Origin of the sequence: Sinorhizobium sp. B11 (assembly GCA_039725955.1) — a bacterium.
Classification (GTDB): Bacteria; Pseudomonadota; Alphaproteobacteria; order Rhizobiales; family Rhizobiaceae; genus Rhizobium.
The window spans coordinates 4,327,521-4,342,413 of the sequence record CP091034.1; the positions used below are offsets into that span (position 1 = coordinate 4,327,521).

Below are 14,893 nucleotides of genomic sequence, written 5' to 3' on the forward strand. Positions count from 1 at the left end.
CTTTTAGAAAAAGCGCCCCCGTTAATCAATCGCGGAGATTTGTTGCGACGATCAAACTTGCTGATCAGTCGTCTGCGCCGTGGTTGGCGATCATCATGGCTTCGAAGGCAAGACGCTCGGTCTTGCGCATGCGTTCGGATTCCGACTTCAGCTGACCGCAGGCGGCGAGAATATCGCGGCCGCGTGGCGTGCGGATCGGCGAAGCGTAACCCGCCGAATTGATGAAATCGGCAAATTTCTCGATCTGCGCCCAGTCGGAACACTGATAGTTCGTGCCCGGCCAGGGGTTGAAGGGGATGAGGTTGATCTTCGCCGGCACGCCCTTCAGGAGCTGGATCAGCCCCTTGGCGTCTTCCAGGCTGTCGTTGACGTCCTTCAGCATCACATATTCGAACGTAATGCGCCGCGCATTCGAAAGACCGGGATAGTTCCTGCAGGCTTCGATCAGCTCCTTCAGCGGATACTTCTTGTTGATCGGCACGAGAATGTCGCGCAGGTCGTCACGCACCGCATGCAGCGAGATCGCCAGCATCACACCGATTTCTTCTCCGGTGCGCAGGATCTCGGGCACGACACCAGACGTGGAAAGCGTTACGCGGCGCTTGGACAGTGAAAGACCATCACCGTCGGTAGCGATCAGCAGCGCCTGTTTGACGGCATCGAAATTATAGAGCGGCTCGCCCATGCCCATCATCACGATATTGCTGACCTTGCGGCCTTCCGACGGTACCATGGCGCCGACAGGCACGTCGCGGTCAGGGAAATCGCCGAGCCGGTCGCGGGCGAGCAGAAGCTGGGAGAGGATTTCCTCGGCCGTCAGGTTGCGCACCAGCCGCTGCGTGCCGGTGTGACAGAAGGAACAGGTGAGCGTGCAGCCGACCTGGCTGGAAATGCAGAGCGTGCCGCGCCCTTCCTCGGGGATGTAGACAGCCTCGATCTCGACCGGACGACCGGCACCCCGCGGCGGAAAACGCAACAGCCACTTGCGCGTGCCGTCATTGGAAATCTGCTCTTCGACAATTTCGGGCCGGGCGATGGTGAAATGCTGCTTCAGCATCTCGCGCATGTCCTTGGCGACATTCGTCATGTGGTCGAAATCGGAGACGCCGCGCACATAGATCCAGTTCCAGAGCTGCGACACGCGCATCTTGATCTGCTTGTCCGGCACACCTTTTTCGCGCAGCGCCGCACCCATTTCCTCGCGCGTCAATCCGATCAGCGAGGGTTTTGGCGAAAGCTCAGTACCGAGAGGCGCCCGCCCGGCGGGCTTGGCAACGGTCATCGCATCCATAACGGACATAATCTTCTAATCCCGAACTCAACATGGCAACCATCCCGGAAAGCCGGAAGACTTGCGGGGCCGTTGACGCATGATTGCAGAAATGAATGGGCGGAGCGGCGATGAATTCGCCATCCTTCCGCAGTTGCGCGCCGCTTTAGCATCATTTTGCCTCCACGTCACTAGACCCGCGTCACGAGAGGTGGAAGCGTCCCTATAGATGGAAACGACGAAGGCCGGCACAAGGCCGGCCTTCGAAACATTGCCTCAAGCAATCGAACTTACTTGCAGCTTTCGATCTGCTTCAGTGCAGCCGAAATACCAGAGAGCGAATAGCTGTAGGACGTGCCGGTGCCCTTGCGCGAGACAGCGTTGACGGTCATCGAATGGCCCGTCTTCATGGCTGCAACGAGCGCCGGCTCCTGCGCGGCGTTCTCGACCCATGCAGCCTTGTCCTTGGTGAACATCACGAAGGTCTTGTTGTCGATGACAACATTCACCTTGGAGTTTTCCTGCAGTGAATAGCCCATCATAGCCTGCGGCTCATAGGAGATGTTCTGGCCCGGGCGCTGCGACACGATGAAGAAATTGTCGCCGTGGTCGACGCTTGCCGGCTGCTTTGCAGTCGGTACCGAAAGCACGTAGCAGACGGTGGATGCACCGGACTTGTAGGAATAGGCGCCCCATGCCTGGAACTGCTGGATGCGGGTCGGTGCTGCTGCCGCCTGCTGCGCTGCCGCCACTCCGGTCATAGCAACTGTGAGGGCGAAAGCGGATACGATACTTTTTACGAACATGGAATTCCTGCCGGTTCTTGCGGTTCAAGGCCCGAAGCGATCATTGCGGGCGGCGCATAATCACGATCTGCTTTATTTTGACTTAATTCAGGTTACCAAATGGTCAACAATGGCTGCGAATTGTATCTGCCTGTTTCATTTTCGCCCGACCGTTAACGTCTGAACCCGACAGCGGCGCCTGTGTCACGCTCTGTCGTGATGGGCTGAGCCATCGGTTCGGGTGAATTTAAGACACAAAGATTCAGGCAAGAGTTTGACCTTTCTCAAATCCGTTGTACCTCATTAAGGTGTGGAAATTCAGGACGAAATCTGTGTCTTAGGGAGTGCGTGAGGGGATATGGATGCCGAGGAAAGACAGCGTTTCGCTGCCCTCGCAAAGGCCGTTGCCGATCAGCGCGACGAGTCCGCATTCTCCGTTCTGTTCGACTATTTCGCACCGCGCCTGAAATCATGGCTGATGCGCCAGAAGATGACATCAGGCGAGGCCGAGGAACTGGTTCAGGAGATCATGATCGTTCTCTGGCACAAGGCCGCTCTCTACGATCCCAGCCGCTCCTCGCTTTCGACCTGGCTTTTTCCGCATCGCGCGGAACCGCCGCATCGATCAGCAGCGCCGCGCCCGGGTTCGTGTTCTCGATGGCGAGGATCCGACGCTGCAGCCGCCGGAGGAAATGCGTGCCGACGAAATCATCGCCAATGACGATCGCGATGCGCAGGTGCGCGACGCCGTCAGTCAATTGCCCGAGGAGCAGCGGGCACTTCTCCAGGCTGCCTTCTTTCTCGGCCAGTCGCATTCGCAAATCGCTGACGCGACCGGCCTGCCACTCGGCACGGTAAAATCGCGCATCAGGCTCGCCTTCGGCAAGCTGAGAAACCTGCTGGAGCGGGAAGAGGTCTGAAGCGTGCGGCGGTTTGCGATGACGACAGGCGTCAAAACAAAGGTCCGGCGGAGCAGGCGCATCTGAAAAATCGGGACGCGATTTAAATCGTCTTCATCCCGTCTTCGGAACGGTCGGCGAGAACGCGATCGGCCGCCTCGTAATGGCTTGGCCGGATATTGCCCCTCACCATGGCAAAGGCTGCCGACAGGACGGCGACATCATCCGAAAAGCCGATTACGGCGAAGATATCGGGGATGATATCGACCGGCATGACGAAATAGGCAAGCGCTGCCAGGAGAACGCCGCGCACCCTGGTTGGCGTCTGCGGATCAAGCGCGCAATAGAAACCGGCAACCACATCGCGTGAGAATGGAATTTGACGTACGGCACGGCGAAAGGTCGGCCAGAATTTCTGCCGCACCGTCTTTTCACGACGGTTCTGCGTATCCTCGTCGCCCGGCAACAGGATTTCTCCGTATTTGACCTCGTCCATCCCGATATCCCTTGTGGTCGCTCCGAACATATGGTGACGACCGAAACCGTTTCAATCAACTCGCGGCGCTGCAGCCTTGTCCATGGCCTTTGCAAGCTTGAAATCCAGCTCAGTCAGACCGCCGGCATCATGCGTGTTGAGCTTGACCTCGACTCGGGAATAAACGTTGAACCATTCCGGATGATGGTTGAGTTTTTCCGCAGCAAGTGCCGATTCGGCCATGAAGCCAAAAGCTTCGACGAAGCTGCCGAATTTGAACGTCTTCGAAATCGAGCCCGCCGCATCATCGAGTGTCCAGCCCTTGAGCTCGCCAAGCAATTGGCTGATCACCGGTCTTTCCAGCTTTTCCTTTTTCATGCCATGCTCCTTCCATCCTTCGCCAGGTTCTCAGATGAAACGTATCAGCATCCTCTTTGTTTGCATGGGCAATATCTGCCGCTCTCCGCTTGCCGAGGGAATATTCAGCCATATCGCGGATGAGGCAGGCCTTGGCGATGCATTCCGCATTGATTCCGCCGGCCTCGGCGGCTGGCATCAGGGAGAACTTCCCGACCGACGCTCGATCGCCACCGCAAGCGCACATGGCATCGACATTTCGGGGCAACGCGCCCGCAAGATATTGCTCGAGGATTTTGACGGTTTCGATCTGATCCTCGCCATGGACCGGTCGAATGTCTCTGAACTGCACCGGCGTTTCCCCGACCGGGAAAATATCCACCTTTTCGGCGATTTCGCGCTCAACACCGGGGAAGATATTCCCGATCCCTATTATGGCGACCGGGAAGACTTCGAGTTCGTTTACGCCAGGCTCTTCAATGGCTGCAGCACGCTGGTCGAGAGGCTCGGTGCCATCAGCGGTTCGTGGAGTGGGAACACCTCCTCGGTGAGGTAGGGTCCGCCGCCAACCGATTCGCGCGACGACAGAAGCACGAAGCGCGGTACGGTGAAGGTCGAGGTCTGGAAGTTGCCGCGGCCGGCGAGGTACTGGACGACATCATCGACACGGGAATATTTCAGCCTGGCAAGGGTGACATGCGGCGTGAACTTGCGCGGGTCCGGCGGCAGGCCGATTCGCTGGCAAATCCGCTCGATCTCGCCCTGCAGGGCGTACATTTCCGGCGAAGGAGAAACTCCCGCCCAGATCGAGTGGGGTTTTTTGGAGCCGAAGGAGCCGATGCCCTCAAGCCGGAGCTGGAATTCCGGCCGGTCGATACGATCGAGGCGCTCGACGATTTCGTCTGCCGTGCGTCCGTCGACATCGCCGATGAAGCGAAGTGTGATGTGGTAATTCTCCACATCGATCCATCGAGCTCCGGGAAGACCACCGCGCAACAATGACAGGCTCATCGCCGCATTGCGCGGAATTTCGAGGGCGGTAAATAGTCTCGGCATAACGAGCACTCCCCGAATCTTTTGCAGGTGCTCACACGGAATCACGCATTACAAACCTGTGCAAGCCCCTATTTCTTCACAGAAGAAATCGTTCCAACGAATTTCGTGACAGCTGGTTCCATCTTTTCCACCATCACGTCCACCCCCTTGGCGTTTGGATGCATGCCATCGTCGAGTTTCAGGCCAGCATCCAGGACCACGCCGTCGAGAAAAAATGGATAGAGTTCAACCCCATGTTTTTCCGCAAGTTTCTGGTAGATCGGGTTGAAGCGTTCGGCATAGTCCGCACCCATGTTCGGCGGGGCCATCATGCCGGCGAGCAATACAGCAATGCCGCGCTCTTTTAACCGGCTTATCATCTGGTCGAGGTTCTTTTCACTCTGATCCGGCGGGATGCCGCGAAGCGCATCATTGGCCCCGAGTTCGAGAATCACCCCATCGGTTCCGTCAGGAATGGACCAATCGATTCGCGCAAGCCCGCCCGTGGTTGTGTCGCCGGAGACGCCGGCATTGGTGATCGAAACGTCGATCCCCTTGGCCTTCAGAGCCGCCTGCAGCTTTTCAGGAAAGCCGTCGCCCGGCGGCAGCTGGTAGCCCGCCATCAGGCTGTCGCCGAAACCGACCAGATTGATCGTGCGTGCTTGCGCAACCGTCGAGAAAATCAGGGAGAAGACGATGACAGCGAAGTGAAGGGCGGCAACTTTAAATCTCATAATGCTTTCCCTAGATTGGCTAGGTGCCGTTATGCGGCCATTCGGTTACGGAACTTATATAGGGCGATTTCTGTTGGCCAAAACCATCATCGATCTGAAACACGCCGATTTGACGCTCGGTAATGCTGCTGCCTCCGTGCATGTGCTGAAAGGCATCGATCTGGAGATCAGCGCCGGCGAATCCGTCGGTATCGTCGGCCCCTCGGGCTCCGGCAAGTCCACGCTGCTGATGGTGCTTGCAGGCCTTGAGAAACTCGACAGCGGCGAAATCAATATCAACGATACGCCCCTGCACGCGCTGAGCGAGGATCAGGTCGCCGATTTCCGCGGCCGCAACATCGGCATCGTCTTCCAGTCCTTCCATCTGATCGCCAATATGACGGCGCTGGAAAATGTCGCGGTCCCCCTCGAGCTCGCCAATGTACCCAATCCCTTCGAGATCGCTCGCCGTGAGTTGGCATCCGTGGGGCTCGCCGAACGTCTGAACCACTATCCTGGTCAGCTCTCCGGCGGTGAACAGCAGCGTGTTGCAATCGCCCGTGCGCTCGCGCCGTCACCTGCCCTGCTGATCGCCGACGAACCAACCGGCAATCTCGATACCGATACCGGACGGCAGATCGCTGATCTCCTGTTTTCCAAACAGGCCGAACGCGGCATGACCTTGCTGCTCGTCACCCACGATATTGGTCTCGCCAATCGCTGCTCGCGCCAGATCCGCGTCCGCTCCGGACGCATCGAAGGCGACAGCGCCGTCCGCCAGTCCGAGGCGGCGATTGCATGACGATCGTCACGCCGCATATCTCGCTCGCCTTCCGTCTGGCCCTGCGCGAGCTGCGCGGCGGCCTGAAGGGTTTCTACATCTTCCTCGCCTGCATCGCACTCGGCACCGCCGCAATCGCTGCCGTCAACTCGGTCTCGCAATCGATCACCGATACGATAGCCTCGCAGGGGCAGGAGCTTCTGGCAGGTGATGTCCGCTTCGAACTCAACAACCGCGAAGCGACGCCGGAGGAAATGAATTTCCTCCGCGGCCTCGGCGAGGTCTCCGTTTCCACCGGTCTGCGTTCAATGGCCCGCAAGCCCGACGGTTCGGATCAGGCGCTGGTCGAGGTGAAGGCCGTCGACGGCGCCTATCCGCTCTACGGCACTTTTGAAGCGCAGCCGAATTATCCGCTCTCCTCCCTGCTGTCAGGAGAAGGCGGCACATACGGCGCGGTCGTTGCCCCGCTGTTGCTGGAGCGGTTGGGATTGCAGATCGGCGACGAACTACTGCTCGGCAACGTCAAGCTCAGCATCACAGGCACGGTCAAGACCGAGCCCGATGCGCTTTCGGAAGGTTTCGGCTTCGCCCCTCGCATGCTCATCAGCCGAAACGCACTGCAGGCGTCGGGCCTGATCCAGACGGGCAGCCTTGTGGAACATGTTTACAAGATCAAGCTGGAAGACCGCAGCACGATGAGCGGCATCCAGGCGCGCGCCACCAGGGAATTCCCGTCAGCCGGCTGGTCGATCCGGACCAGCGATCGCGCCGCCCCGTCACTGACGGAAAACATCACCCGCTTCTCGCAGTTCCTCACGCTGGTCGGCCTCACCGCATTGATCGTCGGCGGTGTCGGCGTCGCCAACGCGGTTCGCGCCTTCCTTGATGCCAAACGGACGACGATCGCTACCTTCAAATGCCTGGGCGCGCCCGCCGCCGTCGTGGTCTGGATCTATCTCTTCCAGATCGGCATTATCGCGGCAGCCGGCATCCTGATCGGTCTCGTGTTCGGCGCATTGTCACCAATGCTGGCTGCGCAGTTCCTTGCCCAGTTCCTGCCGGTTTCCACCGATCCGACGCTCTATCCCGGCGCTCTGCTTCTTGCGGCCCTGTTCGGCATGCTCACGACGCTTGCCTTTGCCATCCTGCCGCTCGGCCATGCACGCGAGGTGCCGGCAACCGCACTCTTCCGCGAACAGGGGTTCGAAGCACGTCGCTTGCCCTCCTGGCCCTATGTGCTGCTGGCCGTGCTCTTCATGGCAGCACTCGCAGGCCTTGCCATCTTTACCGCCTATGATCGCTTCATCGCTGTGGTTTTTGTCGGCGCCATCATTTTCGCCTTCGTCATCCTGCGGCTGGTCGCGGCTTTGATCGCCTGGGTGGCGCGTAGAAGCCCGCGCGTCAACTCGCCGGCGCTGCGGCTTGCGATCGGCAACATCCATCGCCCCGGAGCACTGACGCCCTCCGTCGTTCTCTCGCTCGGTCTCGGCCTTGCGCTGCTCGTGACGCTGACGTTGATCGACGGCAATCTGCGCCAGCAATTGACCGGCCGTATGAACGAAGGCGCGCCGAATTTCTTCTTCGTTGATATCCAGGGCGCCGAACTCGATACCTTTCGCGACCTGATCCACACCCGGTCACCAAATGGCAAACTGGTGGAAGTGCCGATGCTGCGCGGCCGCATCATCGCCTTTAACGGCCAGGACGTGACCAAGATGAATGTTCCGGCGGCTGGCCGCTGGGTGCTCAACGGCGACCGCGGCATCACCTACGAGGAAAGCGCGCCGGAAAATTCGACACTTGTCGAAGGTCAATGGTGGGCAAAGGATTACAGCGGCGAGCCGCTCGTTTCCTTTTCCGCGGAAGAGGCGCATGAACTCGGCCTCAAGGTCGGCGATACCGTGACTGTCAACGTCCTCGGCCGCAACATCACGGCCAAGATCGCCAATCTGCGGCGGGTCGAGTGGGAATCGCTGTCGATCAACTTCGTCATGGTCTTCTCGCCGAACACCTTCCGTGGTGCTCCGCATGCGTGGCTGGCGACACTGACCGACCCTGCCTCGACCGAGGCGGAGGACGCCGCGATCCTGAAATCCGTGACCAATGCCTATCCGACCATCACCAGCGTGCGTGTCAAGGACGCGATCGATATCGTCAACCAGTTGGTCGGCGAGCTTGCGACCGCCATCCGCGCTGCAGCATCCGTTGCACTCATCGCCTCCGTTCTCGTGCTGGCCGGCGCACTTGCTGCCGGAAATCGAGCGCGCACTCATGATGCTGTCGTGCTGAAAACGCTTGGCGCGACGAGAGCCATGCTGATCCGTGCCTTCAGCTACGAATATCTCATCCTTGGTGTGGCCACTGCGATTTTCGCGCTCTTTGCCGGTGGCGTTGCTGCCTGGTTCATCGTCAGTCGCATCATGCGCCTGCCCTCCAGCTTCATGCCTGATGTCGCGGGTCTCACGCTTGTCACCGCCCTTGTATTGACCGTCGGCATCGGCCTGATCGGCACCTGGCGCATCCTTGGACAGAAGGCAGCACCCGTTTTGCGCGAGCTGTGACGGACAAGGGGCCCAAATCCCTTCACCTTACGGCGATTTAACCGAACGGCAGATTGCAAAGGCCTTGTTTGAAAAGGGCGAAAGCCTCATATTGTCAGCAGGCATGCTGGAAGCTCCGCAGCGGCGCCCGGGTCGTAAACCCGACACCGTATTTCCATCGGAGCTTGTAAGAGGAAATTATGGCTGATCTTCGTAACTACCAAAGCCGTGCACAAACCGGCGAAGTGATTGATCAAGGCCTCCGCGCTTATATGCTCAAGGTCTACAACCTGATGGCGCTGGGTCTGGCGATCACTGGTTTGGCCGCCTATTTCGCCTTCACCTTCGCCGTCCAGGACGGCCAGCTCACCCAGTTCGGCCAGGTCCTGTACCAGTCGCCCCTGCGCTGGGTCGTGATTCTTGCGCCTCTTGCGGCGGTCTTCTTCCTGAGCTTCCGCATTAACCGCATGAGCGTGGCTGCGGCTCAGACAACCTTCTGGGTCTATGCTGCACTGGTCGGTCTGTCGCTGTCGTCGATCTTCCTGATCTACACGCAGTCGAGCATCACGCAGACCTTCTTCGTGACCGCGGCCTCCTTCGGTGCGCTGTCGCTCTACGGCTACACGACCAAGCGTGACCTGTCGGCGATGGGCTCGTTCCTGATCATGGGTCTCTTCGGCCTGATCATCGCTTCGCTGGTCAACATCTTCCTGGCTTCGTCGGCCCTGCAGTTCGCAATCTCCGTGATCGGCGTGCTGATCTTCGCAGGCCTCACCGCCTACGATACCCAGCGGATCAAGGAAATGTATTATGAAGCAGACGGTTATGACGTCGCTGGTCGCAAGGCCATCATGGGCGCCCTCACGCTCTACCTCGACTTCATCAACCTCTTCATGTTCCTGCTGCAGTTCATGGGCAACCGCAAGTAAGCAGGCTGGACTGAAACACGAAAAGGCGGCTTCGGCCGCCTTTTTTGTTGCGGGCACCTCGCTGGAATGCTTCAACGTGGGCTGTCATCCAACCGTGCCGATCGATCCGAAATGCCCCCTCTCCTGCGCGACGCTCTTCCCTCCGATCTTCCTGTCATTACCGAAATCTATCGCGAGTCCGTACTGAACGGCACGTCGAGCTACGAGATCGTGCCGCCGACCGAAGCGGAAATGACGGCACGCTACTGCGCTATCAGGGAGCAGTCCTATCCTTATATTGCCGCAACGGCCGAGGACGGCACGCTGCTCGGTTATGCCTATGCATCGGCATTCCGCACCCGTCCGGCCTATCGCTGGCTGGTCGAGGATTCGATTTATCTCGGCACGGAGGCGCGCGGAAAGGGCATCGGCAAGTTGCTCCTCGGAGAGCTGATTTCACGCTGCACCGTCTCTGGCTTCCGCCAGATGACCGCCGTCATCGGCGGCGCGAGCCCGGCATCGATCGCGCTTCACCGGTCGCTGGGTTTCGAAGAGATCGGTCTGATGAAAGGTGCCGGCTACAAGCACGGCCGTTGGCTGGATACGATGCTGATGCAGCGCAGGCTTGGCGAAGCAACAGAAACCCATCCCGATCCCGAGGCCTATCCAGGCACCCTGTTCAAGGGATGATATGGCCTATTTGTCGACGAGCTTCAGCGACTTGTCGAAAACCTTCAGAACAGGCCCAAGTTCGTGGCCGCGTTTCAGGATCACGCCGTTGAAGTTTACCACCGAATAGGCGCCCTGCTTGGCGGCAAGCTTCGGGTTCTTCTCGATGCGGAATAGCGGCATTTCGCCTGAACGCTTGAAGACGGAGAATACCGCCTTCTCCCTGGTATGGTCGATCGCGTAGTCTTTCCACTCGCCCTCGCCGACCATGCGGCCGTAGATCCACAGAATCTGGTCGAGTTCCCGCCGGTGAAATGTCACCGGCATCGGGTCCTTGTTTTGTCTGTATTCCTTGAGATCAACGACGGTTGAAGAGCTATTGTCGACGGAGCGGCTTTCGCCGTGTCGCAAATCCGGCGTATCTGTCATCAGACTCCCAAGACCTCCACGTGTGACAGGAGAGTGACAGTTTGCCCGAGCCACGACAAATTGCAAGGGCGCCGACTATCACACTGGGGACGAAACCGGCTTTCTCGGCGGTGCCGCAATTCAGACAAAACAGCGCCTCATTTGCAAGAGAACTATAGGCTCCAGTTTGGCGCCAGCGCGCCAAAGGGCCCGGCGGAGCGTATCGACCTTAACCCCAGCCCCGAATACGCTTTGCCGGGCCGCCTAACTTTCATCCGCAAGCGAATGAAATCCTTATATATTTTTTCCTGCCATGACGACCGTCGCGCCGAGGATCGCTCCCGGATCGCCGTTGTCAGTCACAGACTGCAAGAGAATCGCTGATCCCTCGAGATCCGGTTTTTCCATGACGCTCGCCGGCAGAGTGAGCGTCGTCGCCTTGCCATCCCACATGCCGACCGTCTCCACGTCGGTGACACTGTGGAGGTACGAGATCTTCTGGCCGCTGTTTTCGCCCTTCTCGACGTCGATCGTTTTTTCCTTGTCGAAATAGACCATGACGACATTGGCCTTGCCTTGGCCAGCACCCAGCTTGATCTCCATTTCGTCACCACGCATGTGGGCACTGACAGGAACGGTCAGGCCTTTGCCGTCGTTGGCGTAGCCATTTATCTTACCGTTGATACCGGCAAGATCGGCACCTGCGAGATGGTCCCGGCCATTGACGATGGCCTGGGGCGTATAGACGTTGCTGCGCCCCATCATACGGGCATAGCCGTACTGGCGCTCGGTATTTTCCTTCGAGCTCAGCGTGTCGGCCCAACCGAGATAATTCCAATAGTCGACGTGATAGGCGAGCGCGATGACGTTGCCCTGGCTGACGAGCTTGCGGAATGCGGCATCGGCAGGCGGACAGGAGGCGCAGCCCTGCGCCGTGAACAGTTCGACGACGCCTTTCGGCGCGCCGTCTTCAGCCATGAGAGGACCTGCATAAGCAAGCCCGACGATCAGCGGGATCATAAAACGCGGGGACATTCACCAGCACCTCTTTTTCAGTGCCGGCAATCCTGACCGCCGGCTCTGAGATATGAACGTACGAATAATCCTTCCGGCTCCAAACGCAAAGTCACGAACGGGTGAGACGAAGCCCCAGGCCGCAGGCTGCTGAAACACATCGGCGTGAGCGGTGATACCGACCTGTTTTGCGCAAAGAAAAACCGCCGGAAATTGCTCTCCGGCGGTCATTATCAGTCAAGTATCTTAAAAATCAGGCTGCGAGATCGCGCAGAACCGTCTGCAGGATGCCGCCATTGTTGAGGTAGACAACCTCGTCCAGCGTGTCGACGCGCGACACCAGCGGAACGTCCTTCACCGTGCCGTCGGCATAGGTGATCTTGGCGATCTTCTTTTCGCGCGGCTTGATGTTTTCGAGGCCCTCGATGGTGACGAGTTCGTCGCCCTTCAGGTCGAGGCTCTGCCAGGTCGTGCCCTCTTCGAAGACGAAGGGGATGACGCCCATGCCGACGAGGTTCGAACGGTGAATACGCTCGAAGCTCTGGGCGATCACGGCCTTGACGCCGAGCAGGTTCGTACCCTTCGCAGCCCAGTCACGCGACGAGCCATTGCCATATTCCACGCCAGCGAAGATGACGAGCGGAACGCCTTCGGCCTTGTACTGCATGGCCGCATCGTAGATCGAGGTCTCTTCCTTGGACGGGTAGTGGATGGTGTAGCCACCTTCCTTGCCGTTCGCGCCAAGCATGAAGTTGCGGATGCGGATGTTGGCGAAGGTGCCGCGCATCATGACTTCATGGTTGCCGCGGCGCGTTCCGTACTGGTTGAAGTCGGCGACGGCGACGTCATGGCCGAGCAGGTAGGCGCCTGCCGGCGACGCAGCCTTGATCGAACCGGCCGGAGAAATGTGGTCGGTGGTGATCTTGTCGCCGAAGAGGCCGAGAACACGTGCACCCTTGATGTCGGATGTGCCGGTGCCCTTCTTGCCCATGCCGACAAAGTACGGCGGGTTCTGGACGTAGGTCGAATCGTCGTCCCACGCATAGGTCTGGCCCGGAGGAACCTGAACGGCCTGCCAGTTTTCGTCGCCCTTGAAGACGTCGGCATACTTCGTTTCGTAGAGTTCGCGGGTGACGTACTTCTGGATGAAGTCCTGCACTTCGTGCGAGGTCGGCCAGATGTCCTTCAGATAGACCGGGTTGCCGTTCTGGTCTTCACCGATCGGCTCCTTGGTCAGATCCTTCTGCACCGTGCCGGCGAGCGCGTAGGCGACGACCAGCGGCGGCGAAGCGAGGTAGTTCGCCTGAACGTCCGGCGAGATACGGCCTTCGAAGTTGCGATTGCCGGAGAGCACGCCGGAAACGATCAGGCCCTTGTCGTTGATCGTCTTGGAGATCGGTGCCGGCAGCGGACCGGAATTGCCGATGCAGGTCGTGCAGCCGAAGCCGACGAGGTTGAAGCCGAGCTTGTCGAGATCGGCCTGCAGGCCGGACTTGGCGAGATATTCGCCGACGACCTGCGATCCGGGAGCAAGCGAGGTCTTGACCCACGGCTTGGTCTTAAGGCCCTTGGCAACGGCGTTGCGGGCGAGAAGGCCGGCAGCGATCAGAACCGACGGGTTGGACGTGTTGGTGCAGGAGGTGATGGCGGCAATCGCCACGTCACCATGGCCGAGATCGAAATCCGTGCCTTCGACCGCATAGCGGTTATTGAGCTGGCCGGGCTTCTTGTAGTCGGCATCCATCGAGCCGGCGAAACCGGTGGCGATGTTTTCGAGTGCGATTCGGCCTTCCGGACGCTTCGGGCCGGCCATCGAGGGAACGACGTCGCCGAGGTCGAGTTCCAGCGTGTCGGTGAAGACGAGGTCGGAACCGTCGCCGTCGCGCCACATGCCCTGTGCCTTCGAATAGGCTTCGACGAGTGCGATCCGGTCATGCGTACGGCCGGACATCGTGAGGTAGTTGATGGTTTCGCCATCGACCGGGAAGAAGCCGCAGGTTGCGCCATATTCCGGACCCATGTTGCCGATCGTCGCGCGGTCGGCGAGCGGCATGTTGTCCATGCCCGGGCCGAAGAATTCGACGAACTTGGATACGACGCCCTTCTTGCGCAGCATCTGCACGACGGTCAGAACGAGGTCGGTCGCGGTGACGCCTTCCTTGAGCTTGCCAGTCAGCTTGAAGCCGATAACCTCAGGCAGCAGCATCGAAACCGGCTGGCCGAGCATGGCGGCTTCAGCTTCGATACCGCCGACACCCCAGCCGAGAACGCCGAGTCCGTTGATCATCGTCGTATGCGAGTCGGTACCGACGCAGGTGTCCGGATAGGCGATCGTCTCGCCGTCCTCTTCCTTCGTCCAGACGGTCTGGCCGAGATATTCGAGATTGACCTGGTGACAGATGCCGGTGCCCGGAGGAACGACGCGGAAATTCTTGAACGCCTGCTGACCCCACTTCAGGAAGCGGTAACGCTCGCCGTTGCGCTGGTATTCCAGCTCGACATTCTTGGCGAAAGCCTGCGGCGTGCCGAATTCGTCGACGATGACGGAATGGTCGATGACGAGGTCGACGGGAACGAGCGGGTTGATCTTTTCCGGATCGCCACCGAGGGAAACCATCGCGTCGCGCATTGCGGCAAGGTCAACGACGGCGGGAACGCCGGTGAAGTCCTGCATCAGCACGCGGGCCGGGCGATAGGCGATCTCGTTCTCGACGGCGCCCTTGTTGTTCAGCCATTCGGCGACGGCGAGGATGTGCTCCTTGGTAACCGACTGGCCGTCTTCGAAGCGCAGCAGGTTTTCCAGTAGCACCTTCATCGAATAGGGGAGCTTCGAAACGCCGGGCAGGCCGTTTGCCTCAGCCTTCGGCAGGCTGTAGTAGACGTAGTCCTTTCCACCAACGGAAAGCGTGGACCGACAATTGAAACTGTCAAGAGATTTAGACACGAGAGACCCCGTTTCTGATAGCCAACACAGTCGTGCGAACGCCTATGCACTTAATGCACATCAGGATGCGGGTACGGCCATTTCCGCTGTCCGCA

Annotated in this window: 14 protein-coding genes and 1 pseudogene; 6 read left to right on the forward strand and 9 right to left on the reverse strand. The window is 59.3% G+C overall.

The window, feature by feature from the left end; genetic code table 11:
- Positions 1–64 precede the first annotated feature (64 nt).
- Both rlmN and LVY75_31405 read right to left on the reverse strand, forming a co-directional pair.
- Entirely contained in the window at positions 65–1,300 is a 1,236-nt protein-coding gene (rlmN, locus tag LVY75_31400) for a 23S rRNA (adenine(2503)-C(2))-methyltransferase RlmN (protein ID XAZ23256.1), read from the reverse strand.
- 260 nt (positions 1,301–1,560) lie between these two features.
- Positions 1,561–2,076, reverse strand: coding sequence for a DUF1176 domain-containing protein (locus tag LVY75_31405; protein ID XAZ23257.1), 516 nt, complete (start codon positions 2,074–2,076; stop codon positions 1,561–1,563).
- 337 nt (positions 2,077–2,413) lie between these two features.
- Here LVY75_31405 and LVY75_31410 point away from each other — a divergent pair.
- Positions 2,414–2,975, forward strand: a pseudogene (locus tag LVY75_31410) (sigma-70 family RNA polymerase sigma factor).
- A gap of 82 nt (positions 2,976–3,057) precedes the next feature.
- On the opposite strand, the gene LVY75_31415 reads toward LVY75_31410, so the two are convergent.
- Positions 3,058–3,450, reverse strand: coding sequence for a DUF1232 domain-containing protein (locus LVY75_31415; protein ID XAZ23258.1), 393 nt, complete (start codon positions 3,448–3,450; stop codon positions 3,058–3,060).
- 51 nt (positions 3,451–3,501) lie between these two features.
- Positions 3,502–3,807 (reverse strand): 4a-hydroxytetrahydrobiopterin dehydratase, encoded by a 306-nt coding sequence (locus LVY75_31420; protein ID XAZ23259.1) that lies wholly within the window; start codon positions 3,805–3,807, stop codon positions 3,502–3,504.
- Positions 3,808–3,841: 34 nt separating this feature from the next.
- On the opposite strand from LVY75_31420, the gene LVY75_31425 reads away from it, so the two are divergent.
- Positions 3,842–4,342, forward strand: coding sequence for a low molecular weight phosphotyrosine protein phosphatase (locus tag LVY75_31425; protein ID XAZ23260.1), 501 nt, complete (start codon positions 3,842–3,844; stop codon positions 4,340–4,342).
- Here the strand turns inward: LVY75_31425 and thpR are convergent.
- The gene (thpR, locus tag LVY75_31430; protein ID XAZ23261.1) at positions 4,249–4,842 is read right to left on the reverse strand and encodes an RNA 2',3'-cyclic phosphodiesterase; all 594 of its coding nucleotides are present in this window, start codon (positions 4,840–4,842) and stop codon (positions 4,249–4,251) included. The two genes, LVY75_31425 and thpR, sit on opposite strands and share 94 nt — an antisense overlap.
- A gap of 68 nt (positions 4,843–4,910) precedes the next feature.
- Entirely contained in the window at positions 4,911–5,555 is a 645-nt protein-coding gene (locus LVY75_31435) for an arylesterase (protein ID XAZ23262.1), read from the reverse strand.
- 73 nt (positions 5,556–5,628) lie between these two features.
- Here LVY75_31435 and LVY75_31440 point away from each other — a divergent pair, with 73 nt between their 5' ends.
- The 4 genes from LVY75_31440 to LVY75_31455 all read left to right on the forward strand — a co-directional run bounded on the left by LVY75_31440 (position 5,629) and on the right by LVY75_31455 (position 10,453).
- Positions 5,629–6,336, forward strand: coding sequence for an ABC transporter ATP-binding protein (locus LVY75_31440; GenBank protein ID XAZ23263.1), 708 nt, complete (start codon positions 5,629–5,631; stop codon positions 6,334–6,336).
- Positions 6,333–8,876 carry an ABC transporter permease gene (locus LVY75_31445; GenBank protein ID XAZ23264.1) on the forward strand — a complete coding sequence of 848 codons (2,544 nt, stop codon included), beginning with the start codon at positions 6,333–6,335 and terminating at the stop codon, positions 8,874–8,876. The genes LVY75_31440 and LVY75_31445 overlap by 4 nt, the downstream gene beginning before the upstream one ends.
- Before the next feature lie 179 nt (positions 8,877–9,055).
- Complete coding sequence (locus LVY75_31450) at positions 9,056–9,784, forward strand: Bax inhibitor-1/YccA family protein (protein XAZ23265.1); 729 nt, start codon at positions 9,056–9,058, stop codon at positions 9,782–9,784.
- Positions 9,785–9,895: 111 nt separating this feature from the next.
- A complete protein-coding gene (locus LVY75_31455; GenBank protein ID XAZ23266.1) occupies positions 9,896–10,453 on the forward strand; it encodes an N-acetyltransferase family protein in 558 nt (185 codons plus the stop codon).
- A 6-nt stretch (positions 10,454–10,459) separates the two neighbouring features.
- Here the strand turns inward: LVY75_31455 and LVY75_31460 are convergent, their stop codons facing one another.
- The 3 genes from LVY75_31460 to acnA form a co-directional block, all read right to left on the reverse strand.
- Positions 10,460–10,861: a DUF2794 domain-containing protein gene (locus tag LVY75_31460; GenBank protein XAZ23267.1), complete on the reverse strand. Its 402-nt coding sequence runs from the start codon at positions 10,859–10,861 to the stop codon at positions 10,460–10,462.
- A gap of 273 nt (positions 10,862–11,134) precedes the next feature.
- Positions 11,135–11,875 (reverse strand): thioredoxin family protein, encoded by a 741-nt coding sequence (locus LVY75_31465; GenBank protein XAZ23268.1) that lies wholly within the window; start codon positions 11,873–11,875, stop codon positions 11,135–11,137.
- A 232-nt stretch (positions 11,876–12,107) separates the two neighbouring features.
- Complete coding sequence (acnA, locus tag LVY75_31470) at positions 12,108–14,798, reverse strand: aconitate hydratase AcnA (GenBank protein ID XAZ23269.1); 2,691 nt, start codon at positions 14,796–14,798, stop codon at positions 12,108–12,110.
- Positions 14,799–14,893 lie beyond the last annotated feature (95 nt).

Bases quoted from the DNA above. Each gene is read 5' to 3' on its own strand.
- thpR (XAZ23261.1), bottom strand. From the start codon at position 4,842: ATGCCGAGACTATTTACCGCCCTCGAAATTCCGCGCAATGCGGCGATG.
- LVY75_31425 (XAZ23260.1), top strand. From the start codon at position 3,842: ATGAAACGTATCAGCATCCTCTTTGTTTGCATGGGCAATATCTGCCGC.
- rlmN (XAZ23256.1), bottom strand. From the start codon at position 1,300: ATGTCCGTTATGGATGCGATGACCGTTGCCAAGCCCGCCGGGCGGGCG.
- LVY75_31420 (XAZ23259.1), bottom strand. From the start codon at position 3,807: ATGAAAAAGGAAAAGCTGGAAAGACCGGTGATCAGCCAATTGCTTGGC.
- LVY75_31415 (XAZ23258.1), bottom strand. From the start codon at position 3,450: ATGGACGAGGTCAAATACGGAGAAATCCTGTTGCCGGGCGACGAGGAT.
- LVY75_31465 (XAZ23268.1), bottom strand. From the start codon at position 11,875: ATGTCCCCGCGTTTTATGATCCCGCTGATCGTCGGGCTTGCTTATGCA.
- LVY75_31445 (XAZ23264.1), top strand. From the start codon at position 6,333: ATGACGATCGTCACGCCGCATATCTCGCTCGCCTTCCGTCTGGCCCTG.
- LVY75_31460 (XAZ23267.1), bottom strand. From the start codon at position 10,861: ATGACAGATACGCCGGATTTGCGACACGGCGAAAGCCGCTCCGTCGAC.
- LVY75_31435 (XAZ23262.1), bottom strand. From the start codon at position 5,555: ATGAGATTTAAAGTTGCCGCCCTTCACTTCGCTGTCATCGTCTTCTCC.
- LVY75_31450 (XAZ23265.1), top strand. From the start codon at position 9,056: ATGGCTGATCTTCGTAACTACCAAAGCCGTGCACAAACCGGCGAAGTG.
- LVY75_31455 (XAZ23266.1), top strand. From the start codon at position 9,896: ATGCCCCCTCTCCTGCGCGACGCTCTTCCCTCCGATCTTCCTGTCATT.
- LVY75_31405 (XAZ23257.1), bottom strand. From the start codon at position 2,076: ATGTTCGTAAAAAGTATCGTATCCGCTTTCGCCCTCACAGTTGCTATG.